Below are 17,452 nucleotides of genomic sequence, written 5' to 3'. Positions count from 1 at the left end.
ATGAGCCGAATGCTGGTGCGCCCGCTGGTCGGGCTGTCCAGCATCGCCTTCGTCGTCGGTCTTGTCCTGTTGTCCGCCACTCTGTTTCGCGACGGATTCACCACGTCGGTACCCGTCACCGTGGTATCGCCCCGCGCGGGACTCGTCATGAATCCCGATGCCAAGGTCACGCTGTACGGCGTGCAGGTGGGCACGGTCAGGACGATCGAAGAACTACCGGACGGACGAGCAGCCATTCACCTGGCGCTGGATCCGTCCCGGTTGGACGTCATACCCGCCAACGTCGCGGTCGACATCGCATCGACCACGGTGTTCGGAGCCAAACGTATTCAGCTGGTGCCGCCGGAAATCCCGTCGTCCGACAGCATCCGCGCCGGGCAGACGCTGGACGCCGACCACGTGATGCTCGAGGCGAACACCATCTTCGAGCAATTGGTCTCGGTGCTGTCGACCATCCAGCCCGAGAAGCTGAACGAAACGCTCGGAGCGATCGCGGCCGCATTCCACGGTCGCGGCCCGCAACTCGGCGAAACGCTGCATAACCTCAATTCCGTTCTGGCGCGCATCAATCCGCATCTCGATGCGCTCAGCCACGACCTGGCCACGGCACCCCCGGTGTTCGCGGCGTATGCAGACGCCGCACCCGACCTGATGTCGATCGCGCGGGACGTCACGCCGCTGAGTGCGACCGTGGTCGAACACGCCGACGATCTCGATGCGCTCCTTGTCAGTGCCACCGGACTGGGGCAGGTGGGCAACGATGTGCTGACACAGAACGGTCCTGCTCTGGCTCACGTACTCGACCTGCTCGTTCCCACCACGAGCTTGACCGACAAGTACCGGGATGCCCTCAACTGCGGGCTGGGTGCCCTGCGTGTGATGGCGAACAATCCGCCGCTCAACGAACCCGGTGTCGAGGTGCTGGCCGGCTTCTTCTGGGGTCAGGAGCGATATCGCTACCCCTCGGACCTGCCCAAGGTGGCGGCGACCGGCGGACCGCAGTGCACTGATCTGCCCCAGGTCCCGTACGGCAAAGCCCCGCCGTTCGTCATCGCCGACACCGGCGCGAACCCCTGGAAGTACGGCAACACCGGAATCGTCCTGAATTCCGATCTGCTCAAACAGATCCTGTTCGGCCCGACGGACGGGCCGCCCCGGAACAGCGCACAGATCGGACATCCCGGATGAGGCGTGGCGACGGGCGCACCCTGGTCAAGCTGGGCGCCTTTGCGCTCGTCATGGTGTTCCTGACGGTGTGTCTGTTCGCGGTCTTCGGCGAATACCGCTCCCGGTCGACGACCACCTACACCGCGGTGTTCGCCGACGTCTCCAAACTCAAAGCCGGCGAGAGTGTGCGATTCGCCGGTGTCCGCGTGGGCAGCGTCCACAAACTGCAGATGCAACCCGACAAAAGCATTGTCGTCACCTTCGACGCCGACCGCGACATCGCGATCACCGAAGGCACCCACGCCGCGGTGCGCTACCTCAATCTCGTCGGTGACCGCTATCTCGAACTCGTCGATGCGGAAGGGTCGAACCGAATCCTTCCGCCTGGCGCCGAGATTCCGCGCACCCGCACCGCACCCGCACTGGACCTCGACCTGCTGCTCGGCGGACTCAAGCCTGTCATTCGCGGGTTGAACGCCCAGGATGTGAACGCGCTGGCAGCCTCCCTCATCCAGATCGTGCAGGGGCAGGGCGGGTCGATCGAATCCCTGCTGTCGCGCACATCCTCGTTCTCGCAGGCACTGGCAGACAAGAGCGCGGTGATCCAACAGCTCATCGACAACCTCCGGACGACGCTGAAAACACTGTCGGCGCAGGGAACTCAGTTCTCCGGCGCGCTGGACCGACTCCAACAGCTGACCTCGGAACTGGCAGCCGACCGCGAACCGATCGGTCAGGCGATCGACTCGTTGAGCGCGGGGACTGCAACGCTGGCCGATCTTCTCGTCGATGTCCGCCCCCCGCTGGCCGACACCGTCGATCAACTAAACCGGCTCGCACCCAACATCGCCGAGAAGCAGGACCGAATCGAGACAGCACTCGTCAAAGCGCCGGAGAACTACCGCAAGCTCGTCCGCATCGGGTCGTACGGCAGCTTCGTCAATTACTACATCTGCTCCCTCGCCGTCCGGGTCACCGACCTGCAGGGCCGTACCGCCAACTTCCCCGTCTTCAAACAGGACGGCGGAAGGTGCGAGGAGAACTGATGCTGAAATATCGCGGCGCCAAAGTCATTCGGGCCGGATTCATCGGGTTCGTCGTCGTCCTCCTCGTCGTCGCGGTGGGCCTCGCGCCCGAGCGGCTGCTCGGCTGGGCGACGTCGCTGCGATACCAGGCGCTGTTCACCGATGCCAGCGGCCTGGCCGTCGGCAACGACGTCACCGTCGGCGGTATGACCGTCGGAGAGATCACCGGCGTCGAACTGAAGGACCCCAACGCACTGGTGACCTTCACCGTCGACGGCAGCGTTTCACTGGGCGCACAGACCACCGCCCACATCCGTACCGGCACGCTGCTCGGCGAACGCACACTGACGCTCGAATCCACCGGCGACGGCACGTTGCGTCCGATGCAGGTGATCCCGACATCACGGACGTTTTCCCCCTACTCACTGACCGACGCCGTCGGCGAACTCACCACCAATGTCACCGGAACCGATACCGCGAGCGTGAACCAGGCCCTGGACACGCTGTCGGCCACCATCGACCAGATAGCACCTCAGCTCGGCCCCGCCTTCGACGGGCTCGCCCGCATCTCCGCCGCGCTACAGGAACGCAACACCGCGCTGGGCGAATTGTTCACCAGCGGACGCGATGTCACCGATATCCTCGCTGAGCGCAGCGATCAGATCGCCGCGCTCATCGTCAACGCCAACGATCTGGTCGGGATGCTGGCGGAGCGCCGCTCGGCGATTGTCGAGCTACTCGCCCACACCTCGGTGGTGGCGCGTGAAGTGTCCGGCCTGGTGGCCGACAACGACGCCGAACTGGCCCCGACACTGGACAAGCTCAACTCGGTGCTGGCCATGCTCGAACGTCAACGCGACAACATCGCGCTGGCGCTCCCCCGGCTCGCCAAATACCAGATCACCCTCGGCGAAACCGTGTCCAACGGACCGTACTACAGCGCATACATCCCTAACCTCGACCTGCCGCCGATCCTGCAACCGTTCCTCGATTACGCCTTCGGGTTCCGGCGCGGTGTGAACGCCGGTCAGCCTCCCGACGACGCCGGGCCGCGCGCCGAAATACCGTTCCCGTACAACGGGATTCCCGAAGACGTTGTCCTGCCACCCGGGCCGCCCCGATGACCCGCGGCACAGCGAGGAGAATGACCGCGATCGGCCTGGTGGCGTTGACCGTGCTCGCCGGCGCCTTCCTTGTGACTCGGCACGTCTTCGGACCCACCCGGATCACCGCGACCTTCAGCAGCGCGACCGCGATCTATCCCGGCGATCAGGTACGCATCGCGGGCGTCGAAGTCGGCACCATCGAGTCGATCCGGCCCGCTGGAGAATTCGCGGAAATCACCCTCCACGTCGACCACGGCATCCGGGTGCCCGCCGACGCCAGGGCCGTCATCGTGGCACCAAACCTCGTGGCGGCTCGGTTCGTCCAACTCGCCCCGGCCTACGATGGCGGCGCGGTCATGGCCGACGGCGCCGAGATCCCGCTGACCCGAACCGCCGTCCCTGTCGAATGGGACGAGGTCAAAGAACAATTATCGCGGCTCGCAACAGATCTCGGCCCGCACGGCGACCTGGACACCAGCTCGATCGGCAGGTTCATCGACAGCGCAGCCAACGCGATGGACGGGAACGGCGAAAAGCTGCGACGCACCCTGCGCGAGCTCGCGGGCATCAGCCGGGTGATCGCCGAAGGCAGCGGCGACATCGCCCAGATGATCGAGAACCTGCAGGCGTTCGTCGCGGTCCTGCGCGACACCAACGTCCAGGTGGTCCAGTTCCAGGATCGACTCGCCTCGCTCAGCAGCGTCCTCGACGGTGGGCGCGGCGACCTGGACGCGGCACTGACGAACCTGGCCGGCGCGGTCGGCGATGTCCAGCGCTTCGTGGCCGCCAACCGCGACAAGACGGGCGAGCAGGTTCAGCGTCTCGCCAACGTGACCCAGAACCTCGTCGACCACCGAGGCGATCTCGAGCAGGTCCTGCATATCGCGCCGTCAGCGCTCGCCAACGCGTACAACATGATGGACCCGCGGACCGGTGGGGCCAGCGGGGTGTTCGTCCTCAACAACATGGCCAATCCGACGATGTTCATCTGCGGCATGATCTCGGCACTCGAGAACGTCACCGCGCCCGAGACCAGCAAGCTGTGTTCGCAGTACCTCGGCCCCGCCCTGGACCGGGTCAACTTCAATTACCTTCCGTTCCCGGTGAATCCATTGCTCACCGCGGTCCCGTCACCGGAAAAGCTCGTGTACACCGACCCGAAGCTGATGCCCGGCGGGCCGGGCACCAAGTCCGGGCCGATGGCGATCGATCCGAACAACTCGGCCTACGCAGGCGCGGCCCCGCCACCTCCGCCGCCCGCCGCGACCACCGTGCCCGAACTCCTGTTACCCGCAGAGAGGCCGACACCGTGAACACCTGCACCCGCCTCACTGCCGCCGCGCTGGCCGCCGTGACAATGACGTCGTGTGGGTTCGGCGGAGTCAACACGCTGCCGCTGCCGGGCACCGTCGGCCGCGGCGACGACGCCACGACCTACACCGTCGACCTCACCAACGTCGGTACCCTGGAACCCAATTCACCCGTCATGATCGACGACGTCGTGGTCGGCAGCATCCGCAGCATCGGTATCGTGAACCGCCATGCCCGGGTGGAGCTGTCCGTCAAACCCGGGGTGCGCCTCCCCGCCAACGTGACCGCAGCCGTCGGACAGACCAGTCTGCTGGGCTCGATGCATCTGGAGCTGACGGCACCGCCCGGCCAACCCGCGACGGGACAGCTGATGGCCGGCGCGCATACCCCGGACATCCCTCTCAACCGCTCGTCGACGTATCCGTCCACCGAGCAGACCCTCGCGGCGCTGTCCACAGTGGCCAACGCCGGCGGTCTCGGTCAGATCGGCGACATCATCGGATCGCTCAACGCAACGTTCACCGGACGCGAGACCGACATCCGCGAGTTGCTCTCGCAGCTCGACATTTTCGTCGGCACCCTCGATACCCAACGCGACAACATCATCGCCGCGGCGACTGAACTCAACCGATTCGCGGCCACGCTGGCCGACGAAAAGGACACCCTCGCCGCGGCACTGCGAGACATTCGGCCCGCGCTCGACGTCCTGCGACGGGAGCGCCCGCAACTCGTCGATGCCCTCAACTCCCTGAGGACGTTCTCGGACACCGCGACCCGCGTGATCACCGACGTCCACGGTGACCTCGTCGAGAACCTGACCCACCTGGCACCGACTCTGCAGGCACTGGCCGACCTCGGTCCCGACATCAGCAGCGCGCTGGGATACGCGACGATCTTCCCACTCAACCAGAACATCATCGACCGCGGAATCCGCGGCGACTACATGAATCTCTTTGTCACCGTTGACCTCACCTTGAGCCGGTTCCGGCGCGGGCTGTTGGCAGGCACCTCGTTCGGGGACGAGAACGCCCCGCTGGTGCCGGCGCCCGGCGATCCCGGCTATCAGGATTTCTATTCCAAGAACCCACTCGGGGAAGCGGTCGCGCTGCCCCCAGGCGTCATGGGGCCGGACCGGCTACCGCCGCCTCCGGCGCGAGGCGGTGGCTGATGTTCCCTCGTCTCATCCGGATTCAGCTCGCGCTGTTCGCGGTGGCGTCGCTGATCGGAATCTCGGCCATGGTGGTCAATTACCTTCAAGCTCCGGCCATGCTCGGCATCGGCCGCATGACAGTCACGATGCAGCTACCCGACGCTGGTGGGCTGTACCGCTTCGCCAACGTCACCTACCGCGGGGTGCAGATCGGCAAGGTCACCGATGTGGACGTCCATCGTGGCGGCGCCGTCGCGACGCTGTCGCTGGACACCTCCACCGATGTCCCCAGCGATCTGCATGCTGAGGTGCGCAGCGTGTCGGCGGTCGGAGAGCAATACGTGGACCTGCAACCCCGAACGGAGTCAGGGCCTTTCCTTCGGGATGGCTCGGTGATTCAAGCGTCCGAGGTCACGATCCCGCAGCCGGTCGGGCCGATGATGGACCAGCTCAGCGCGATGGTCACCAGCATCCCGAAGGACTCCCTGGGGCGGCTGCTCGACGAGTCGTTCCTGGCCTTCAACGGCGCGGGACCCGACCTCGCGTCTCTCACCGACTCCGCCTCGCGCATCTCCACCGACGCGGCTGCCACCACCGACCGGGCCGTCGCGTTGATCGAGGACTCGCGCCCCGTGCTCGACGGGCAGTTAGCCAGTGCCGACGCGCTGCGCACCTGGTCGAACCGGTTGGCAGGCGTCAGCGCCCAACTCGTCGCCGACGAACCGCACATCCGCACCCTCCTGACCTCCGGACCCGCTGCAGCGCAAGAGGTTTCCCGGCTCATGGAGCAGGTGAAGCCGACCCTGCCCGTGCTGCTGGCGAACATGACGTCTCTGGGACAGGTCGCCGTCACCTATCACGCCGGGCTGGAGCAGTTGCTGGTGCTCCTACCGCCGGCCGCCGCGATGTACCAGTCGGCGACGCCGGCGAACAACCCCACCGGAATCCCCGTCGGGGATTTCCGGATCTCCATCGACGACCCGCCCGCCTGCACTGTCGGCTTCCTGCCGCCGTCGCAGTGGCGCAGTCCCGCCGACACGACCACCATCGACACCCCCGACGGCCTGTACTGCAAGCTGCCGCAGGATTCCGCGATCTCGGTCAGAGGCGCGCGTAACTTTCCTTGCATGGACAACCCGGGCAAGTACGCGCCGACCGTCGAACAATGCAAGAGCGACAAGCCTTTCCAACCGCTTGCAGTTCGCCAGCACGCGACCGGCCCCTACCCCTTCGACCCCAACCTCGTCGGGCAGGGCGTGCCTCCGGATGACCGGGTCACCGAGGGCGAGCTCGACTTCGCCCCGCCGCAGGGCACCCCTCCACCGCCACCGGCAGCCCCGGCGCTCTACGACCCCGGCAGCGGCCGCGTCGCCGCCCCGGACGGCACCGTGTTCACCCAGGCCGATCTCGCGGCCGGCGGAGGCGCCGCCACCTGGCAGGAGCTGATCCTGCCCCCCGCCGTCGCGGGGCCGCGATGAAAGCCGTCCTCGCCGGCGTGATGACGGTGGTGCTGATCGGCGCCTGCCCAGCGGCATCTGCCGACCCGAACGACGTTGCGCTCAACGGGACGTTCACCGCGGTATCGGACGGCGGTTGGGCCAAGAAAAACGAGGGCTTCTCCCCCCATGCCACCGTCACGGCCACCTGGACGATCTCGTCGTCGTGCACCACATTCCAGGACTGCACCGGAACATTGAGCAGCGACCAGGGCTGGACCGCCGACCTCGTCTATGCGAGCCAGCGGTGGCGCGCCACCCACATCGTCGACAATTGGGAACCGTGTCCCGACGGGACGGCCGCCCCCGGCACGCAGACGTTCACGTTCTGGGCGCGACGACTGGACAACGCCGACCGGCACGACGAATTGATCGGCTGGGACGAGACCGTCGGCCCCAGCGGAGCCTGCGGCATCAACGAGTGGCTGACGATCCGGATGCCCCTGCTGGTGACCAGGAACCCCTGAACACTATTCGGGCAGACGCAGCTCGGGCTTCTCGACCTCTTCGATGTTGACGTCTTTGAACGTGATCACCCGGACCTGCTTGACGAAGCGAGCCGGCCGGTACATGTCCCACACCCACGCGTCGCCGAGGCGCAACTCGAAGTAGACCTCGCCGTCCGCGTTGCGGGGCACCATCTCGACACTGTTGGCCAGGTAGAACCGCCGCTCCGTCTCGACGACGTAACTGAACTGCCCGACGATGTCCTTGTACTCGCGGTAGAGCGAGAGCTCCATCTCGGTTTCGTACTTCTCGAGATCTTCGGCACTCATCGGCTCAACTGTCCTTCATGTAGATAAGAATCCACAGGCATTTTCCCGCACTCAAGTTCTCCACGCTCCCCGGGTTCCCCGTTCAGAGTCAGACGCCGCACGTTGATGAACGAATACCGGTGCTGACTGGACGGACCCAGCCGACTCAACGCCGCAATGTGCGCCCGCGTGCTGTAGCCCTTGTGGTCGGCGAAACCATAGCCGGGGTGCTCCTTCTCCATCGCGACCATAAGCCGATCACGGCTCACCTTGGCCAGCACACTGGCCGCCGCGATGCAGGCCGCAGCAGCATCGCCACCCACCACCGGCAGCGACGGCGTCGGCAGGCCGGGTACCCGGAAGCCGTCCGACAACACATAGCCGGGCCGCATCGGCAACCCCGCGATCGCGCGACGCATGCCCTCGATGTTGGCGACGTGCACGCCGCGGCGGTCGACCTCCACCGACGGGATGAACACCACGTGGTAGGCCAACGCGTAGCGCCGGATCAGCGGGAACAGCCGTTCCCGTTCGGCTTCGTTCAGCTTCTTCGAATCATCGAGGGCGGACAGGCTTTCCAGCCGGTTCGGTCCCAGCACACACGCGGCCACCACCAGCGGACCCGCGCATGCGCCGCGTCCGACCTCGTCGACGCCGGCGACGGGGCCCAGACCCGCCCGGTACAGGGCTGATTCCAGCGTGCGCAGGCCCGACGATTTGCGGATGACGGCCCTCGGGGGCCAAACAGCCGGCAAGTGTCAGTGCCTCCTTTCGACCCGCCCGTTACGACTGGGGGTTGACCGAGTTCACGCCGCCCCAGCGTCCCGGCGGCCAGGCGATGAACTGTGCCTTGCCGATGACATTCTCCACCGGGATCGTTCCGGCCGTCGGGTCACCGGTGCAGATCAAACCCTTCTGCACATCGGCGGGCTCGTTGGTGCAGTGGGTGCGGGAGTCGGCCGAATGGGTCCTGTTGTCGCCCATCACCCAGAGCCGGTTCTCGGGGACCGTGACGGGGCCGAACTCGTTACCCAGGCAGGGATAAACAGCAGGATCGGCCATCATCGTGTCCGGATCGAGGTAGGGCTCGTCGAGCTTCTTCCCGTCGACCGTGAGCCCGGTGTCGACGCGGCACTGGACCGTCTGCCCGCCGGTGGCGATGATGCGCTTCACCAGGTCGTTCTCGTCAGGCGGGACGAACCCCACCACCGACAGCGCGTTCTGCACCCAGCGCACCGCGGTGTTGTCCGAACGGATCGACTTGTAGCCGACGCTCCAATTCGGGGGCCCCTTGAAGACGATGACATCGCCGGGCTCGGGCGACCCAAACCGGTAGGACAGCTTGTCGACCATGATGCGATCGCCGACGCATCCGTTGCAGCCGTGCAACGTGGGTTCCATCGACTCCGACGGAATCAGGTACGGCCGGGCGATGAACGTCAGCATCACGTAATACAGGACGAGAGCGATGCTGATCAGAATCGCGAACTCTTTGAGAGCACCGCGCTTCTTCTTGTCGGGCTTCTCGCCGGATTCGGCGGCAGCGTCGTCTTCGAGCGTGCGCTCGGCTGACGAATCTCCGGACGGGTCAGGGTGGCCAGAAGGCCCAGAGGACGACGTCACGTGATCAGACTAGCCAGCGCACGTCGGTCCAGGCGCGACCCGTAGGGGTCAGCGCTTCTCCTTGATCTTGGCCTTCTTGCCACGCAGCTCACGCAGGTAGTACAGCTTCGCCCGGCGCACATCACCGCGGGTGACGATGTCGATGTGGTCGATGTTGGGCGAATGCACCGGGAAAGTGCGCTCGACACCCACGCCGTAGCTCTCCTTGCGCACCGTGAAGGTCTCTCGCACGCCGCCACCCTGGCGACGGATCACGACGCCCTTGAAGACCTGGATGCGTTCCTTCGAGCCCTCGATGACCTTGACGTGGACATTGACGGTGTCGCCGGGGCCGAAAGCCGGGACATCGTCACGCAACGACGTCTGGTCGACGAAATCCAGCGTGTTCATCGGTGCCACTTCCTTGTTGTTCGCGGCTCCTTGCCGGCGTCAGGATGACGCGCGCAGAGCCGATGGGTAAATCGGACGTCTTGGGCGAGTCGTGCGACTCGGACCGGAAATGCTCCCGGCCGTGCACAGACAACTGCCCAATTGTGCCAGACGCAGGCCTCATCCCTGAAATCCGGTGCGTGGCCACCGCACGGGGGCCCACGTCGCCAGACCGCGCGACGGGTACACAGCGGTTACGCTTGCTTCACCGGGCAAGTATTCAGCGTTGTCCGGATTCGGGGGAACAGCGTTTCAGGAAAGCAGCGTCGGCCCACACATTCTGGAGGATTGAGCGATGCGACGGCCGCTGAGGCTGTTCACCACCACCGCCGGGCTGTCGCTGCTCGTCGCGTGCACGGCGACCGGACACAGCGCGTCGCCGGTCGCGTCGGGCCCGGACCTGACCGTGGTTGCCCCCTCGGAAGCGATGGCCCCACTGCCCGAAGTGCGCCCCGCCACGCCCGCGCCGACGTTCTACGGGCTCGCCGCCCGCGAACGGGAGGCGACCAGCCAGGCGGCCGCCGCTGGTGCCGACATCACCGCCGCGGTGCTCGACCGCAAGACCGGTCAGCTGGTGACCAACGGCAACGGCATGCCGATCGCGATCGCCTCGGTGGTGAAGCTGTTCATCGCCGACGATCTCCTCCTGCAGGTCGCCCAGGGCCGCACCACACTCACCCCCGAAGACCGCAAGTCACTCGACGTCATGCTGCGCTCGTCCGACGACAGCGCGGCCGAAGTGTTCTGGAACCGTAGCGGCGGCAGCGTGATCGTCGACCGGATCGTCAAACGCTACGGGCTGCAGTCCACCAGCCGGCCGTCCAACGGGCGGTGGTTCAACACCATCAGCACCGCCGCCGACCTGGTGCGCTACTACGACATGCTGCTCTCGGGCGCGGGTGGCCTGCCGTCCGAGCAGGTCAACATCATCCTGTCCGATCTCGCCGCCTCGACACCGACGGCTCCCGACGGCATGGTGCCCGGCGGCATCTACCCGCAGCGGTTCGGCATCCCCGAGGGACTGTTCGCCGAGCGGGTCGCCGTCAAGCAGGGCTGGATGTGTTGCGTCGGCGCCGACTGGATGCACCTGTCCACCGGCGTCGTCGGCCCCAACCGGCGCTACGTGATGGTGATCGGGTCGATGCAGGCCACCGGCGACGACGCCGCCCGCCAGACGATCACCGACGCCGTGAAGACGATGTTCCCGGCCGGCAAGATCTAGTCGAGCAGATCGGGACGGCGCTCACGCGTGCGCTCCAACCCCTGCTCGCGCCGCCACGCGGCGATCCGCGCGTGGTCCCCGGAGAGCAGCACGTCGGGTACGTCGAGTCCGCGCCAGCTCGCCGGCCGCGTGTAGCTGGGGCCTTCGAGCAGGCCGCCCACGAGTTCGGAGTGCGAATCATCCTGGTGCGACGCGGGATTGCCGAGGACGTCGGGCAGCAGCCGGACGACGGCCTCGATCATCACCACTGCGGCTGATTCACCGCCAGGTAGCACGTAGTCGCCGATGGAGATCTCCTCCACCCGCATCCGCGTCGCGGCATCCTCGACCACCCGCTGATCGATGCCTTCGTAACGACCACAGGCGAACACCAGATGCCGCTCCTCCGACCACCGTTGCGCGACGGATTGGGTGAACAGCCGGCCCGCAGGCGACGGCACAACGAGAAGCGTTTCCGGGGAACAGATCTCGTCGAGCGCCGGGCCCCATACGGGAGCTTTCATCACCATGCCCGGGCCGCCACCGTATGGGGAGTCGTCCACGGAGCGGTGCACGTCGTGCGTCCAGTCGCGCAGATCATGCACGGCGAGTTCGACGATCCCGGCGTCGATTGCCTTGCCCGGCAACGCCTGCCGCAGAGCGTCGAGGAAGGCGGGGAAGATCGTCACCACGTCAATGCGCACGGTCACTCCAAATCGAGTAGACCCTCGGGCGGATCGATCGCGATGGCCCGATCCTGCAACGACACCGACACGACGATGGCCGACACGAACGGCACCAGTACCTCGGCTCCGTCGGCGCCGCGCACGGCCAACAGTTCACCTGCGGCCGTGTGCAACACCTCCGCGACCGTGCCCACCTCTACCCCGGCGGTGGTCGTCACCGTCATGCCTTCGAGTTGGTGATCGTAGAACTCGTCGGGGTCCTCGATCGGGGGAAGACCTTCGGAGTCGACGAGGAACAGCGTGCCGCGCAGCGCGTCAGCCGAATTCCGGTCCGCGACACCCTCGAGCCGGACCAGCAGCCGATCACCATGCGCGCGAACGGATTCGATGACGTAATCACGCTCGGTTCCGCCGCGCGAGGGCCGCCCGCGCAGCACGACTCCGGGCGCGAAACGCTCGTCCGGGTCGTCGGTACGGATGTCGACGGCCAATTCACCGGTGATGCCGTGCGCTTTGACGACGCGCCCCACAACCAGATCCATCAGGCAGGGCCCTTCGCGTCGTTACTGGTCGGTGTCCACCACGTCGACGCGGATTCCGCGACCGCCGATGCCCGCCACCAGTGTGCGCAGCGCGGTCGCGGTGCGACCGCCGCGCCCGATGACCTTGCCCAGGTCCTCGGGGTGGACGTGAACCTCGACAGTACGGCCGCGCCGGTTGGTCACCATGTCCACGCGGACATCGTCGGGATTGTCGACGATTCCGCGAACCAGATGCTCAACGGCGTCGACGACGACAGAGCTCACAGCCGGACTCAGCTCTCGGACTCAGCCGGCGCCTCGGCGGCGGGCTCAGCGGGAGCTTCGGCCTCGGTGGCCTCAGGGGCCTCGGTGGCTTCGGCTTTCTCGTCCTTCTTGGCCGGCGCCTTCTTCTTCTTGGCGGTGGTGGCCTCGGTCGACGGACCGCCGTCGGCCTCGGCGAGCGCGGCGTTGAACAGATCCAGCTTGCTGGTCTTGGGCTCCTTGACCTTCAGCGTGCCCTCGGCACCGGGCAGGCCCTTGAACTTCTGCCAGTCACCGGTGATCTTCAGCAGCTGCAGAACCGGTTCGGTCGGCTGGGCGCCGACGCCGAGCCAGTACTGGGCGCGCTCCGAGTCGATCTCGATGAGGCTCGGCTCTTCCTTGGGGTGGTAACGGCCGATGACCTCGATGGAACGACCGTCGCGGCGGGTGCGCGAGTCGGCGACCGCGATGCGGTACTGCGGATTGCGGATCTTCCCGAGGCGGGTGAGCTTGATCTTGACAGCCATGATTGAGCTACTTCTCCTGTGATTGCCACGCTGCAATTCAGCGATCGCCGCGGGATGCTGCGATCCGGTTTTGCCTTACGTGTGTGACCAGCTCACGGCACATCCATCGAATTCGAGGAAGCCGGGACCGGACAGCCGACCATTGTGCCAGACCAGAGGCCGTCGGCGAAAATCGCTCAGACCAGCTTGTCGAAGCACTTCTCCTCGACACGCTTGCTCATCCGCCACCCCTGGTCGGTGCGGACGAACTCGTCGAGGTACCAGATCCCGACGAAATAGATCTGCCCTGCGTCACCGCCCATCACCATCGGGTTGAAGCAGATCGCGCGCGACGTGGCCGTGTCGCCGGAGACGCGGATATCGGCATTGCCGATCAGGTGGTAGTACGCGGGGAAGTTGGGCAGCACGTCCTTCAGCCACGCCTTCACCTCACCGAAACTGCCGTCGATCCCACCGGCCACGTGGTAGTCGATGTAGGCGTCGGGGGTGAAGACGGCGTCGAGGTCGTCGAAGCGGCGCTGGTCGATCGCCGTGGAGTAGTCGATCAGCAGTTGCTGGATCTCCAGCCGGTCCGAGATCTCCTCGATGCTCAACATGGCCTTGATTGAACACGATGAGCCGGCCGCACCGGCCCTGGATGGACCCAAGATAGAGTCAGCCGCCATGACAAGGCTTCTCGCTGGCCTCGCGGCCACCCTGTGCCTGGTCTCCGGGGCCGCTACAGTCACCGCCCCCACGGCCTCGGCTCAGCCTCCCTCCGGAATCGTCCAGCCCGCCGGCTCGGTACCGATCCCCGACGGCCCGGCCCAGGCCTGGATCCTCGCCGACATGGACACCGGGGCGGTCCTGGCCGGCCGAGACGAGAACAGCCGCTTCGCCCCCGCGAGCACGATCAAGATCCTGCTCGCGCTGGTCGTCCTCGACGAGCTGCCGCTGGACGCGACGATCGTGGCCAACGAAGCCGACACCTCGGTCGAGTGCAACTGCGCCGGAGTGACGCCGGGTATGACCTACACGACCCGCCAGCTCCTTGAAGGCCTGTTGCTGGCGTCGGGCAACGACGCCGCCAACACGCTGGCCACGATGCTCGGCGGCCGCGATGCCGCGGTGATGAAGATGAACGCCAAGGCCGCGACGGTGGGCGCCCACGGCACCAGCGCCGGGTCACCGTCGGGGATCGACGGGCCCGGCATCGACATCTGGTCCACCCCGCACGATCTCGCCGTCATCTTCCGGGCCGCGATGGCCAACCCGGTGTTCGCGCAGATCACCGCTCAGCCCACCGCGGTGTTCCCGACCAAGACCGGCGACACCGTCCTGCTCAACCAGGACGAACTGCTGCACCGCTACCCCGGCGCCTTCGGTGGCAAGACCGGCTACACCGACCTTGCCCGCAAGACGTTCGTCGCCGGCGCGTCCCGGGGCGGCAGGCATCTGGTCGTCGCCTTGATGTACGGCCTGGTCAAAGAGGGCGGACCGACGTACTGGGATCAGGCGGCGGCGCTGCTCGACTGGGGGTTCGCGCTCGGTCCCAACTCCGGGGTCAGCCGGCTCTAAACCCGTCGATACCGGATGGATATCTGATCGCGCGCTTGTCGAGTCCTGGCGCGATTAGCGTCCCCGATCGTGCGAAGACAACTCGCGGGGCTGGCGCTCGCCCTCAGTGCGCTGCTGCCTGCCGCCTCGATGTCGGTCGCGCCCACGGTTTTCGCCCAGCCCGTTGAACCCGCTGCCGCACAACCACTTCCGGACGGACCGGCCCAGGCGTGGCTGGTCGCCGACATGGACACCGGCCGTGTGCTCGCCAGCAAGGACCCGTACGGGAAATTCGCGCCCGCGAGCACGATCAAGGTGCTGCTGGCGATGACGGTGCTCGACCACCTGCGGCCCGACAACTTCGCCAGGGCCAACGAATCCCACACCAAGATCGAATGTTCCTGTGTCGGACTCAAATCCGGCCAGGCCTACACCACCGCGCAGCTGGTGGCGGCGATCCTGATGGTGTCGGGCAACGACGCCGCGACCATGCTCGGAGACATGCTGGGTGGGCAGCCCGTGGCCGTCGCCGCCATGAACCGAAAGGCCGCCCTCGTCGGCGCCCGCAGCACCAAGGCATCGTCGACCTCAGGGCTCGACGGCCCCGGCTGGGAATCGATCACCACGCCACACGATCTGGCGGTCATCATGCGGGCAGCGTTGAAATATCCGCTGATCGCTCAGATCATGCGGTCCCCGACGGCCCCGTTCCCCGGCAAGACGCTGCACAACCAGAACGAGCTTCTCAGCCGCTATCCCGGGGACCTCGGGGGCAAGACCGGCTTCACCAACCTGGCCCGCAAGACCTATGTCGGGGCGGCGCAGCGCGGGAACCGGCGGCTGGTCGTCGTGCAGATGTACGGCAGCGGCGACCTGTACGGGCAGGCGATCAGCTTGCTGGACTACGGATTCCGGCAACCGTAGATCGCTATCCGATCTCGGCGAAGGCGCGCACCGGGAAGGTGCCGAAGCCCTCGATCGCAGGCGGAGCGGCGGTGAACCGCGCCCCCTGTTCGGGCAACGCACCGAGATTGGTGAGGTGCTCCACCACGTGCACCCCGGCGCCCAGGAGCAGTGAATGCACCGGGCGGTGTCCACCGGATTCCGTGTCGTCGATGTTGACCGAGTCGATCCCCACGAGCACCGCACCGGCGTCGACGAGGTACTGGGCCGCTTCGGCGGTGACGAAAGGCGCTCCACTTCCGTACGCGTCGGTGCCGAAATGCCGGTCCCACCCGGTGTGCAGGAGCACCGCGGCTCCCCGCACGTTCCGGTCGGCGAGATGCGCGACGGTGACGGCGCGCTTGTCACCGAGGTGGAAGACCTCGGCGGGCAGCCCCACCAGCGTCGCCAGGTCCAGCCCAGCGAGGTCCGCACCGTCGGCGTAGCGGTGGAACGGCGAGTCCAAATACGTCCCGGTGTTTCCGATCATCGTGATGATGTCCATCGCGAATTCCGTTCCGGGAGCGTACTTCTCGCGGGATTCCTGGCGAGTCAGGTGCGGCGTGATCACCGGCGCCGGTAGTCCCGGGTACGTCAGCAGCCCGGCCCGGATCCGGTGGCTGAGGTCGACGACGCGCCGCGCCATCTAGTAGGCGATTCCGCGCAGGATGACCACATCGGGGTTGCCGAGCACCCCGGCGCCCGTGCGCGGATCCTCGGAGAAGCACACCAGGTCAGCCGACGCGCCGTGCTCGAGACCTGGCCGACGAAGCCACTCACGCGCGTCCCAGCACGCCGCGCCCAGCGCCTCGATCGGCGACATGCCGATCCCCTTGAGTGCGTCGACTTCCTCGGCGATGCGGCCGTGCGCCACGGTGCTGCCCGCGTCCGAGCCCGCGAAGATCGGCACCCCGGCCTCGCGCGCGGCACCGATTCTGGCCGAACAGGTTTCGTACAGATCGCGCATGTGCTGTTGATAGGTCGGGTACTTGTGTGCCGCCCCAGCGATGTCCGGGAAGTTCTCGATGTTGATCAGCGTCGGCACCAGCGCCGTGCCGTATTCGACCATCAGGTCGATCGTGTCCTCGGTGAGCCCGGTGCCGTGCTCGATGCAGTCGATGCCGGCCTTGATGAGTCCCGCGAGTGCGTCCTCGCCGAACACGTGCGCGGTGACGCGGGCCCCGTTGGCATGCGCGGCGTCGATCGCCGCTTCGAGGACGTCGTCGGACCACAACGGCTCCAGGTCGCCGGTCTCCCGGTCGATCCAGTCCCCCACCAGCTTGATCCAACCGTCCCCCCAGCGCGCCTGCTGCGCGACCGCGTCGGGCAGCTGCCACTGGTCGTCGAGCTCGGCGGCGAATCCACGCTGATATCGCTTGGGGCGCGCCAGGTGTCGGCCGGCGCGAATGATGCGTGGCAATTCGGGGCGGTCGTCGAAGCTGCGGGTGTCGGTCGGCGATCCGGCGTCACGCAGCAACAGCGCGCCGACGCCGCGTTCTGTTTCGGCCTGAGCCGCGGCATCGTCCAGCGAGATCTCGCCATCCGACCCGAGCCCGACGTGGCAGTGCGCGTCGACCAGACCGGGGAGCACCCAGCCGCCGTCAAATACCGTCTCGGCGTCTGCCACTGGTTCCGCGGACAGCCGCCCGTCGACGACCCACCATTCGACCGGCTCGTCGTGGGGCAATCCGCGACCGCGGACATGCAGCGGCATCA

At 66.7% G+C, this 17,452-nt stretch carries 21 protein-coding genes; 10 read left to right on the top strand and 11 right to left on the bottom strand.

Annotation, left to right across the window (positions count from 1 at the left end):
* From P9A17_RS09470 to P9A17_RS09440, 7 genes are read left to right on the top strand one after another with little or no spacing between them, the layout of a single operon-like run.
* On the top strand, positions 1 to 1,188 hold the full coding sequence (locus P9A17_RS09470) for an MCE family protein (protein ID WP_278038277.1): 1,188 nt from the start codon (positions 1 to 3) through the stop codon (positions 1,186 to 1,188).
* Positions 1,185 to 2,213 carry an MCE family protein gene (locus P9A17_RS09465; RefSeq protein ID WP_278038276.1) on the top strand — a complete coding sequence of 343 codons (1,029 nt, stop codon included), beginning with the start codon at positions 1,185 to 1,187 and terminating at the stop codon, positions 2,211 to 2,213. Before P9A17_RS09470 ends, P9A17_RS09465 begins: the two co-directional genes overlap by 4 nt.
* Positions 2,213 to 3,316, top strand: coding sequence for an MCE family protein (locus P9A17_RS09460; protein WP_278038275.1), 1,104 nt, complete (start codon positions 2,213 to 2,215; stop codon positions 3,314 to 3,316). Before P9A17_RS09465 ends, P9A17_RS09460 begins: the two co-directional genes overlap by 1 nt.
* 20 nt (positions 3,317 to 3,336) lie before the next feature.
* Complete coding sequence (locus P9A17_RS09455; protein ID WP_278038274.1) at positions 3,337 to 4,611, top strand: MCE family protein; 1,275 nt, start codon at positions 3,337 to 3,339, stop codon at positions 4,609 to 4,611.
* Positions 4,608 to 5,777, top strand: coding sequence for an MCE family protein (locus P9A17_RS09450; RefSeq protein WP_278038273.1), 1,170 nt, complete (start codon positions 4,608 to 4,610; stop codon positions 5,775 to 5,777). Before P9A17_RS09455 ends, P9A17_RS09450 begins: the two co-directional genes overlap by 4 nt.
* The gene (locus tag P9A17_RS09445; protein ID WP_278038272.1) at positions 5,777 to 7,237 is read left to right on the top strand and encodes an MlaD family protein; all 1,461 of its coding nucleotides are present in this window, start codon (positions 5,777 to 5,779) and stop codon (positions 7,235 to 7,237) included. Before P9A17_RS09450 ends, P9A17_RS09445 begins: the two co-directional genes overlap by 1 nt.
* Positions 7,234 to 7,722, top strand: a complete 489-nt coding sequence (locus P9A17_RS09440; protein ID WP_278038271.1) for a hypothetical protein — start codon at positions 7,234 to 7,236, stop codon at positions 7,720 to 7,722. The genes P9A17_RS09445 and P9A17_RS09440 overlap by 4 nt, the downstream gene beginning before the upstream one ends.
* A gap of 3 nt (positions 7,723 to 7,725) precedes the next feature.
* Here P9A17_RS09440 and P9A17_RS09435 read toward each other — a convergent pair whose 3' ends face one another.
* From P9A17_RS09435 to rplS, 4 genes are read right to left on the bottom strand one after another with little or no spacing between them, the layout of a single operon-like run.
* Positions 7,726 to 8,031, bottom strand: a complete 306-nt coding sequence (locus P9A17_RS09435) for a DUF2469 domain-containing protein (protein ID WP_003928621.1) — start codon at positions 8,029 to 8,031, stop codon at positions 7,726 to 7,728.
* Positions 8,028 to 8,765, bottom strand: coding sequence for a ribonuclease HII (locus tag P9A17_RS09430; protein ID WP_278038270.1), 738 nt, complete (start codon positions 8,763 to 8,765; stop codon positions 8,028 to 8,030). Before P9A17_RS09430 ends, P9A17_RS09435 begins: the two co-directional genes overlap by 4 nt.
* Positions 8,766 to 8,793: 28 nt before the next feature.
* Entirely contained in the window at positions 8,794 to 9,633 is an 840-nt protein-coding gene (gene lepB / locus P9A17_RS09425) for a signal peptidase I (RefSeq protein ID WP_278038269.1), read from the bottom strand.
* A gap of 48 nt (positions 9,634 to 9,681) precedes the next feature.
* Entirely contained in the window at positions 9,682 to 10,023 is a 342-nt protein-coding gene (rplS, locus tag P9A17_RS09420) for a 50S ribosomal protein L19 (protein WP_024447038.1), read from the bottom strand.
* A 334-nt stretch (positions 10,024 to 10,357) separates the two neighbouring features.
* Between rplS and P9A17_RS09415 the strand changes: the two genes are divergently transcribed.
* Positions 10,358 to 11,284, top strand: coding sequence for a hypothetical protein (locus P9A17_RS09415; protein ID WP_278038268.1), 927 nt, complete (start codon positions 10,358 to 10,360; stop codon positions 11,282 to 11,284).
* Here P9A17_RS09415 and trmD read toward each other — a convergent pair.
* The 5 genes from trmD to P9A17_RS09390 form a co-directional block, all read right to left on the bottom strand.
* A complete protein-coding gene (trmD, locus tag P9A17_RS09410) occupies positions 11,281 to 11,967 on the bottom strand; it encodes a tRNA (guanosine(37)-N1)-methyltransferase TrmD (RefSeq protein ID WP_278038267.1) in 687 nt (228 codons plus the stop codon). The two genes, P9A17_RS09415 and trmD, sit on opposite strands and share 4 nt — an antisense overlap.
* Positions 11,968 to 11,969: 2 nt before the next feature.
* The gene (gene rimM / locus P9A17_RS09405) at positions 11,970 to 12,491 is read right to left on the bottom strand and encodes a ribosome maturation factor RimM (RefSeq protein WP_278038266.1); all 522 of its coding nucleotides are present in this window, start codon (positions 12,489 to 12,491) and stop codon (positions 11,970 to 11,972) included.
* A 21-nt stretch (positions 12,492 to 12,512) separates the two neighbouring features.
* Positions 12,513 to 12,755: an RNA-binding protein gene (locus tag P9A17_RS09400; RefSeq protein ID WP_005148848.1), complete on the bottom strand. Its 243-nt coding sequence runs from the start codon at positions 12,753 to 12,755 to the stop codon at positions 12,513 to 12,515.
* Positions 12,756 to 12,763: 8 nt separating this feature from the next.
* The gene (gene rpsP, locus P9A17_RS09395; RefSeq protein WP_278038265.1) at positions 12,764 to 13,258 is read right to left on the bottom strand and encodes a 30S ribosomal protein S16; all 495 of its coding nucleotides are present in this window, start codon (positions 13,256 to 13,258) and stop codon (positions 12,764 to 12,766) included.
* Between the two features lie 176 nt (positions 13,259 to 13,434).
* Positions 13,435 to 13,854, bottom strand: a complete 420-nt coding sequence (locus P9A17_RS09390; protein ID WP_278038264.1) for a nuclear transport factor 2 family protein — start codon at positions 13,852 to 13,854, stop codon at positions 13,435 to 13,437.
* Positions 13,855 to 13,921: 67 nt separating this feature from the next.
* Here P9A17_RS09390 and P9A17_RS09385 point away from each other — a divergent pair, with 67 nt between their 5' ends.
* Together P9A17_RS09385 and P9A17_RS09380 are read left to right on the top strand one after the other, a co-directional pair.
* Positions 13,922 to 14,815 (top strand): serine hydrolase, encoded by an 894-nt coding sequence (locus P9A17_RS09385; protein ID WP_278038263.1) that lies wholly within the window; start codon positions 13,922 to 13,924, stop codon positions 14,813 to 14,815.
* A gap of 69 nt (positions 14,816 to 14,884) precedes the next feature.
* Positions 14,885 to 15,718, top strand: a complete 834-nt coding sequence (locus P9A17_RS09380) for a serine hydrolase (RefSeq protein ID WP_278038262.1) — start codon at positions 14,885 to 14,887, stop codon at positions 15,716 to 15,718.
* Between the two features lie 4 nt (positions 15,719 to 15,722).
* Here P9A17_RS09380 and P9A17_RS09375 read toward each other — a convergent pair whose 3' ends face one another.
* Positions 15,723 to 16,382, bottom strand: coding sequence for a cyclase family protein (locus P9A17_RS09375; protein WP_278038261.1), 660 nt, complete (start codon positions 16,380 to 16,382; stop codon positions 15,723 to 15,725).
* Positions 16,383 to 17,450, bottom strand: a complete 1,068-nt coding sequence (locus tag P9A17_RS09370) for an amidohydrolase family protein (protein WP_278038260.1) — start codon at positions 17,448 to 17,450, stop codon at positions 16,383 to 16,385.
* Positions 17,451 to 17,452: the final 2 nt, after the last annotated feature.

It is taken from the genome of Mycobacterium sp. 236(2023) (assembly GCF_029623955.1).
Taxonomy (GTDB): Bacteria; Actinomycetota; Actinomycetes; order Mycobacteriales; family Mycobacteriaceae; genus Mycobacterium.
This window is presented reverse-complemented; position numbering and strand designations above follow the sequence as displayed.

What these genes read in the sequence shown, in the direction of transcription:
- P9A17_RS09460 (WP_278038275.1), top strand. Translation starts at nt 2,213, where the DNA reads ATGCTGAAATATCGCGGCGCCAAAGTCATTCGGGCCGGATTCATCGGG.
- P9A17_RS09415 (WP_278038268.1), top strand. Translation starts at nt 10,358, where the DNA reads ATGCGACGGCCGCTGAGGCTGTTCACCACCACCGCCGGGCTGTCGCTG.
- P9A17_RS09440 (WP_278038271.1), top strand. Translation starts at nt 7,234, where the DNA reads ATGAAAGCCGTCCTCGCCGGCGTGATGACGGTGGTGCTGATCGGCGCC.
- P9A17_RS09455 (WP_278038274.1), top strand. Translation starts at nt 3,337, where the DNA reads ATGACCGCGATCGGCCTGGTGGCGTTGACCGTGCTCGCCGGCGCCTTC.
- P9A17_RS09375 (WP_278038261.1), bottom strand. Translation starts at nt 16,382, where the DNA reads ATGGCGCGGCGCGTCGTCGACCTCAGCCACCGGATCCGGGCCGGGCTG.
- P9A17_RS09370 (WP_278038260.1), bottom strand. Translation starts at nt 17,450, where the DNA reads ATGCCGCTGCATGTCCGCGGTCGCGGATTGCCCCACGACGAGCCGGTC.
- rimM (WP_278038266.1), bottom strand. Translation starts at nt 12,491, where the DNA reads ATGGATCTGGTTGTGGGGCGCGTCGTCAAAGCGCACGGCATCACCGGT.
- rplS (WP_024447038.1), bottom strand. Translation starts at nt 10,023, where the DNA reads ATGAACACGCTGGATTTCGTCGACCAGACGTCGTTGCGTGACGATGTC.
- P9A17_RS09385 (WP_278038263.1), top strand. Translation starts at nt 13,922, where the DNA reads ATGACAAGGCTTCTCGCTGGCCTCGCGGCCACCCTGTGCCTGGTCTCC.
- P9A17_RS09445 (WP_278038272.1), top strand. Translation starts at nt 5,777, where the DNA reads ATGTTCCCTCGTCTCATCCGGATTCAGCTCGCGCTGTTCGCGGTGGCG.
- rpsP (WP_278038265.1), bottom strand. Translation starts at nt 13,258, where the DNA reads ATGGCTGTCAAGATCAAGCTCACCCGCCTCGGGAAGATCCGCAATCCG.
- P9A17_RS09435 (WP_003928621.1), bottom strand. Translation starts at nt 8,031, where the DNA reads ATGAGTGCCGAAGATCTCGAGAAGTACGAAACCGAGATGGAGCTCTCG.
- P9A17_RS09390 (WP_278038264.1), bottom strand. Translation starts at nt 13,854, where the DNA reads ATGTTGAGCATCGAGGAGATCTCGGACCGGCTGGAGATCCAGCAACTG.
- P9A17_RS09465 (WP_278038276.1), top strand. Translation starts at nt 1,185, where the DNA reads ATGAGGCGTGGCGACGGGCGCACCCTGGTCAAGCTGGGCGCCTTTGCG.
- P9A17_RS09470 (WP_278038277.1), top strand. Translation starts at nt 1, where the DNA reads ATGAGCCGAATGCTGGTGCGCCCGCTGGTCGGGCTGTCCAGCATCGCC.